This is a genomic window from Halorubrum sp. Atlit-26R (assembly GCF_003666015.1).
Taxonomy (GTDB): domain Archaea; phylum Halobacteriota; class Halobacteria; order Halobacteriales; family Haloferacaceae; genus Halorubrum.
Genome location: NZ_QPLT01000329.1, coordinates 1 through 560 on the forward strand (window position 1 = coordinate 1; position 560 = coordinate 560).

Consider the following 560-nt stretch of genomic DNA (forward strand, 5'->3'; position numbering starts at 1 on the left):
CTACGTCGACCATGACGTGGGTGTTGAGGAGCCGCTCGATGGCGACGCCTACGACCGGGCCTACCGCCGAGCCCGAGAGGCGTACGGAGCTCCGCTCCCCGAGTACGTCACTGAGGCTGACGCCGCCGACCGGTTCGACGTCGTCATCGCCGCTGTTCGCGAACTCGACTTCCACGATCTCGATGCGTGGGCGTTCGACGCGAACGTCACTGAGGCCGACGCTGCGAACGTGACTCACTACGTCGATCCCGATCCCGTCGACGGTTGGCGTGACTCCGCCAGTGGGGAGAGTGTACTCGTCTTCGACAGCGGGACCGTCTGGGACGCCGACACCGAGGAGACGATAGACGCGCTTCGCCTGGTCGCCCTCGACAGCGGGCTCATCGACTCCCCGACAGACACCCTGAAGGGCGACACGTTCACCGAGGCGTACCGCCTCGCGAGAGATGACTACGGAGCTCCACTCCCGCGCTGGGAGGTGGGCGATCCGGATGTTGAGCCGATCCTTCCAGCTGCGGACGAGCTCGTCGACGAAGAGCTCGAAGATCCACGTGGCGACC

The 560-nt window shown here is 65.9% G+C and carries 1 pseudogene; it reads left to right on the forward strand.

Annotated elements, in window-relative coordinates:
• Positions 1–560, forward strand: a pseudogene (locus DVK07_RS23030) (hypothetical protein); the annotation flags it as partial.